This is a genomic window from Flavobacterium quisquiliarum (genome assembly GCF_019308285.1).
GTDB lineage: Bacteria > Bacteroidota > Bacteroidia > Flavobacteriales > Flavobacteriaceae > Flavobacterium > Flavobacterium quisquiliarum.
Genome location: NZ_WWEM01000034.1, coordinates 40948 through 47065 on the forward strand (window position 1 = coordinate 40948; position 6118 = coordinate 47065).

The following is a 6118-nucleotide window of genomic DNA, read 5'->3' on the forward strand; positions in this document are numbered from 1 at the left end:
AAAGGCATAAAACTACTACACCGTTTTATGTTAATATTGTGTTAAAATAAAATTAAACAAGCGTTTAAATTAAACAACTGTTTAATTTTGCATCCGATTAGAAACAATACCATGTCACACATCGAATTGAACGACAAAAAAATTCAGATTCTTAACGTCGCTGAAAAGCTGTTTTCAGAAAAAGGATTTGAGGGTACATCTATACGGGACATTTCCAAAGAGGCAAAAATAAATATTGCTATGGTTTCGTATTATTTTGGTTCAAAAGAAAGACTTCTGGAAGCCCTGATTTTTCACAAAACTGTTGATTTAAAATTACAACTCGAAAATTTATTACAAGAAAACATTCAACCTCTTGAAAAAGTCAATAAATTAATCGAAATTTACATTAACAGAATTTGCCTTAACAAAGGGATTTACAGGGTTTTACATTTTGAACTTTACAATAAAAAGAGAGAAAAAAGCCTGCAGGCTTTTACTGAACTTAAAAAAGGAAATTTAAAGTCAGTGGAAAGCATTATCAAACAAGGCCAATCTCAGGGAGTTTTTAGAAAAGATATTAATATCCAGCTCATTACTCCAACAATTATTGGAACCTTTTTTCACTTTCACATGAATCGCTCTTTCTTCGAAGAATTATTTGATTTACAAACAGAAGAAATGTTTAACAATTACATTAAAAACGATCTTACAAAGCACATTCAACAAACTATAAAAGCTCTACTTGTTTATGAAAATTAGTCAATTAATGCTCTTTGGAGTATTCTTTATCGGAATATCTTCAGTAGAAGCACAAGAAAAAACAAGTTTAACTTTAGATGAAGCCGTAAAAATGGCTTGGGAAAAGAGTAACGAAGTTACGCTTGCCAACACTAAGGTAAACACCAAAAAACACGAGTTAACAGCCGTAAAGAACAATCAGTATCCTGATCTTAAAATTTCTGGACAATATCAGCGCCTTACAAAAGCTTCGATTGACATGCACAACGAAGGCGAAAACGCTGCTACTCTAGCTTCTCCAGATCGTGCGATGCTTGGAATGGCCAATTTAAGCTTGCCAATTTTTGCAGGTTTTAAAATTCAAAGCAGTATTGATGCTTACGACAGCATGTATGAAGCTGAAACAGCTAACGCTGCAAAAACAAAAGAGGATGTTGCTTTAAAAGTAATTACTTATTACACTGCTTTGTACAAAGCACAAAAAACTTTAGATGTTTTAAACGAAAATCAAAAAAGTGCCAAACAGCGTGTCACTGACTTTAAAGAATTAGAGAAAAACGGAATTATTCCAAGAAATGATTTATTAAAAGCGCAGTTATTAGTTTCAAAAACACAATTATCTATTGATGAAGCTACTAACAACTTAAACAATATCAATTTCTACCTGACAACTTTATTGAAAATGGCTCCTGAAACTAAACTTCAGGTAAATGAAGATGATTTCTTTAATTTAAAAACAAGCAATGCTCCAACAACAGATGCATTGGCATTGGAAAGCAGAAAAGATTTAGAAGCAATTCGTTTACAATCTAAAGCTTCTGAGGCAAATGTTAAGATTGCAAAATCAGGTTATTACCCAACTCTTTCATTACTTGGAGGATATACTGCTTTAGATTTAAAAGATATCATTACAGTAAAGTATGCAATGAATTTTGGTTTAGGTTTATCGTATGATTTATCTGGAATCTTAAAAAACAGTGCTCATGTAAAAGAAGCGGAAAGTAGAGCTTTGGAAGTAAAAAATACCGAAGCAATCATGACTGACCGTATTAAAGTTGAAGTTCAGAAATCTCTTGAAGATTATGACTTAGCAATCAACCAAAGTGTAGTGTATGAAGAAGCTCTTCAGCAAGCAGCAGAAAACTACAGATTAGTAAAAGATAAATTTGACAATGGTTTAGCAGATACCAATGACTTGGTTGAAGCTGATGTGGAACAGTTAAGTGCAAAAATCAACACGGCTGTAGCAAAAGCAACCATTATTCAAAAATATTACGAATTACTTTCAGTATCAGGACAATTATCACAATCATTCAATCTTTCAAAAATATAATCGATAGCTCTCATGGAAAAGAAAAAGACAAATAAAAAATTCATCATCATACTAGCCGTTTTGGTTTTAGTGGGAGGAACTTACGGAATATCAAAATACTTACACGCACAAGCTCACGAAGAAACAGATGATGCTCAAATCGAGAAAAGAATGAATCCAATTATCCCGAGAGTTTCTGGATATATTAGTAAAGTTTATGTGAAAGATAATGATTATGTAAAAAAAGGAGATACTTTATTTACTATCGACAAAAGAGATTATCAATTAAAGATTGATGAAGCTAATGCAGCATTATTGGGAGCTGAAGGACAATTTGAAGCTGCTAAAGCGGATATTGGAAGTGCTTATGCAAGCATCTCTGTTTCTGATGCTCAAATGAGATCTGCGAGTGGTTCTATCGAAAGTGCAAAGATTAGATTGAGACAGCTTACAAACGATTATAACCGTTACAACAACTTGTACAAAACGCATACCATTACAAAACAACAATATGAGCAGGCTTTAACTGCAAAAGAAGAAGCTGAAAACCAAGTACGTGTTTTAGAACAGCAACAAAAAGCGACTTCTTACCAAAAATCGGTTATCCAGTCAAAATCTAAAGTTTCTGACAAACAAACTGAGGTTGCTGCAGCAAACATCAAAAAAGCAAAAACAATGTTAGATGTTGCTCACTTAAACCTTTCTTATACTGTAGTTACTGCTGCAATTGACGGTCAGGTTTCTAAAGTTGATATTCAGCCAGGACAATTAGTACAGCCAGGACAATCTTTATTCTACATCATCAATAATAATGAAGCTTGGGTTGTAGCTAACTTTAAAGAAACACAATTAAACAAAATGGTTGTGGGACAAAAAGTAGGTTTAAAAGTAGATGCTTATCCAAACTATGAGTTTAAAGGAACTGTATCTTCTTTCTCTCCTGCAACAGGATCTCGTTTTTCATTACTTCCTCCTGATAATGCAACAGGAAACTTCGTAAAAACAATTCAGAGATTACCAGTAAAAATCACGATTGACGAATCTAACGATCCTGAAAAAGTAAAACTTTTAAGACCAGGAATGAACGTTGACGTTGATGTACATTTAAAATAAAACATGGCAGGAGCAGTACAAGCAGACGACGATTTAGTAGAATACGGTTTCAGACGTGTTGTCATTACGATTACAGCGGTACTTTGTGCACTGCTCGAAATTGTTGACACAACGATTGTAAACGTAGCGCTGACAGACATGCGCGGAAGTCTTGGTGCTACCTTGACTGATGTGGCGTGGGTAATTACAGCATACGCAATTGCGAATGTTATTGTAATTCCGATGACGAGCTGGCTATCACAGCAATTTGGAAGACGTAACTATTTTGTGGCTTCCATAATAGTATTTACAGTCTGTTCCTTTTTGTGTGGTAATGCCACCAATATTTGGGAACTCGTAGCCTTCCGATTCGTACAAGGTATGGGTGGTGGAGCGCTATTAGTTACAGCCCAAACGATTATTACAGAAAGTTACCCCGTAGCAAAACGTGGAATGGCACAAGCTATCTATGGAATGGGGGTAATTGTTGGTCCAACTTTAGGTCCGCCTTTAGGAGGATATTTAGTAGATAATTATTCTTGGCCTTATATTTTCTATATCAATATTCCGTTAGGAATTATTGCTACCATTTTGGCTTTAACTTTTGTTAGAAGCCCAAAGTATGGGGAGAAATTAAAAGCTAATCAGGTCGACTGGTGGGGAATTATCTTGCTGAGTACTTTTATTGGTTCTTTACAATTTGTACTGGAACACGGACAACAAGATGACTGGTTTAATGATTCATTAATTGTAACTTTAAGTGTTATTACAGTTTTAGGATTAGTTCTTTTTATTTGGAGAGAGCTGACATACAAGTATCCAATTGTAAACTTAAGCGTTTTGAAAGATGGAAACTTAAGAATTGGAACTGTAATGTGTTTTATTCTTGGTTTTGGTTTGTATGGATCAACTTTAATTATCCCAATTTATACGCAGTCAATATTAGGATGGACAGCTACTGATGCAGGATTATTATTGATTCCTGGATCTATTACCACAGCGATTATGATGCCTTTTGTTGGAAACATGATTCAGAAAGGTGTTCCGCAGGGGTACATGGTAGGAGTTGGATTTTTAATTTTCTTCTTCTTTACTTTTATGATGTACAGCCGTATGACACCTGACACAGGAGTTGAACATATGTATTGGCCTTTAATTTTAAGAGGAGTTGGTTTAGGACTTCTTTTCGTTCCTATTACGACACTTTCGCTTTCAACATTAAAAGGAAAACAAATTGGTGAAGGAGCTGCATTTACGGGAATGATGCGCCAGTTAGGAGGATCATTCGGTATTGCGATTATTACCACTTTTATCACACGTTTCAGTCAATCACACAGAGTTGATTTGATTAATAATCTTGATCCAGCCAAATTTGAAGTACAGCAGCGAATTACAGGAATGCAGCATGCGTTTATGGCAAAAGGATATAGCGCTGATGTGGCGCTGAAAAAAGCGTATCAAGCTATCGAAATGTCAGTCATGAAACAAAGTACTGTAATGGCTTATATGGATATTTTCCTTTATTTAGGAATCATGTTTTTATGTTGCATACCGATTATTCTCTTTATCAAAAAAGGGAAGAACAAAATTAGTGCAGCCGACGCAATGCATTAATAATAATAATTTTATAATACACAGAAACGCCGAATTCATCATTTAGAATTCGGCGTTTGTTTTTTAATTTAACCGCAAAGGGCGCAAAGAATTTTATTTCTGATAAGCGTAAAAACGCAAAGTTCGCAAAGCTTTGTGATAGAACCTTTGCGAACTTTGCGTAAATCTTTGTGTCTTTGCGGTTAAAAAACTTAGAATCTTAGCATCTTAGAACCTTAGCATCTTTAAAAAACCTATCTTGTAAAAACCAAATGGTTTCCTTTTGAAAGATTGGCATCGAACTGATATCCTTCGTAATTAAATCCTTTTAAATCATCAATTGTTTCTGCGTTGGTATCAATGATATAACGAACCATCATCCCTCTAGCCTTTTTGGCAAAAAAACTGATCATTTTTAGTTTTCCATCTTTGTAATCTTTAAAGTCAGGAGTAATTACAGGAACTTTTAGAGCATTCACATCAACTGCAGAAAAATATTCGTTACTCGCTAAATTCACGAATAGTTCGTCTTTTTTCAATTCTTTGTTTAAAGCTTTTGTTACTGTTGGTTTCCAAAATTCGTGCAGGTTTTTAGATTCGCCGACAGGCATTTTTGTTCCCATTTCCAGACGATAGGCCTGCATTAAATCTAAAGGTTTTAAAAGACCATAAAGTCCAGATAAAATTCTCAATTTATCCTGAAGAGCATCTAATTTTTCTAACGGAATCGAATATGCATCTAAACCTGTATACACATCTCCATCAAAAGTATACACTGCCGGACGTGCATTTTCTGGAGTAAAAGGCGTTTTCCAATCCTGATTACGTTTCCAGTTTAAATCGGCTAGTTTGTCTGAGATTGACATTAGTTCTGATAATTCAGAAGGCTTTTTTTGTTTTACAACTTTATGAACCACTCTGGCTTCTTTTAAGAATGAAGGTTCTGTATATTGAGATGTTGGTAATTCTTTTTCGAAATTCAATGATTTCGCTGGAGATATAACAATTTTCATGTGTGCTTTTTTCTATGATTCAAAAATACAAATTGCATTTCTAAAAATTAGAAATTGTAATTGATTTGTTTTATTGGTGTATAGTTTTTTTCGCCACGAATTCACGAATTTATTTTTTATAATCTTTGAGCATAATTTTGAATGAATTCGTGTAATTCATTACTCTAATTTATTCTAAATGATTTAAATTAATTCGNGAATTCGTGGCGGAAAATTTAGATTATAAAAGGCATTTTCTATGTTGTAAATTTGCAACCATAAAATTCCAAAAACATTTCAATACAAAAATTGAAAGTTGTATTCTAAGTAATAGCCACGAATTCACAAATTTATTTTTTACAATCTTTAAGCATAATTTTGAATCAATTCGTGTAATTCATTACTCTAA

General features: G+C 33.8%; 5 protein-coding genes. 4 read left to right on the forward strand and 1 reads right to left on the reverse strand.

Annotated features, from left to right (window positions below):
* Positions 1 to 111: 111 nt before the first annotated feature.
* From GSY47_RS17315 to GSY47_RS17330, 4 genes are read left to right on the forward strand one after another with little or no spacing between them, the layout of a single operon-like run.
* Positions 112 to 741: a TetR/AcrR family transcriptional regulator gene (locus GSY47_RS17315; RefSeq protein ID WP_179002634.1), complete on the forward strand. Its 630-nt coding sequence runs from the start codon at positions 112 to 114 to the stop codon at positions 739 to 741.
* Entirely contained in the window at positions 731 to 2053 is a 1323-nt protein-coding gene (locus tag GSY47_RS17320; protein WP_179002633.1) for a TolC family protein, read from the forward strand. Before GSY47_RS17315 ends, GSY47_RS17320 begins: the two co-directional genes overlap by 11 nt.
* A gap of 12 nt (positions 2054 to 2065) precedes the next feature.
* Positions 2066 to 3145, forward strand: coding sequence for an HlyD family secretion protein (locus tag GSY47_RS17325; RefSeq protein WP_179002632.1), 1080 nt, complete (start codon positions 2066 to 2068; stop codon positions 3143 to 3145).
* A 3-nt stretch (positions 3146 to 3148) separates the two neighbouring features.
* Positions 3149 to 4738, forward strand: coding sequence for an MDR family MFS transporter (locus tag GSY47_RS17330; protein ID WP_179002631.1), 1590 nt, complete (start codon positions 3149 to 3151; stop codon positions 4736 to 4738).
* A 233-nt stretch (positions 4739 to 4971) separates the two neighbouring features.
* On the opposite strand, the gene yaaA is transcribed toward GSY47_RS17330, so the two are convergent.
* Positions 4972 to 5730 carry a peroxide stress protein YaaA gene (yaaA, locus tag GSY47_RS17335; RefSeq protein WP_179002630.1) on the reverse strand — a complete coding sequence of 253 codons (759 nt, stop codon included), beginning with the start codon at positions 5728 to 5730 and terminating at the stop codon, positions 4972 to 4974.
* Positions 5731 to 6118: the final 388 nt, after the last annotated feature.

Excerpts from the sequence above, each read along its gene's own strand:
- GSY47_RS17315 (WP_179002634.1), top strand. The coding sequence starts at position 112 with ATGTCACACATCGAATTGAACGACAAAAAAATTCAGATTCTTAACGTC.
- GSY47_RS17320 (WP_179002633.1), top strand. The coding sequence starts at position 731 with ATGAAAATTAGTCAATTAATGCTCTTTGGAGTATTCTTTATCGGAATA.
- GSY47_RS17325 (WP_179002632.1), top strand. The coding sequence starts at position 2,066 with ATGGAAAAGAAAAAGACAAATAAAAAATTCATCATCATACTAGCCGTT.
- GSY47_RS17330 (WP_179002631.1), top strand. The coding sequence starts at position 3,149 with ATGGCAGGAGCAGTACAAGCAGACGACGATTTAGTAGAATACGGTTTC.
- yaaA (WP_179002630.1), bottom strand. The coding sequence starts at position 5,730 with ATGAAAATTGTTATATCTCCAGCGAAATCATTGAATTTCGAAAAAGAA.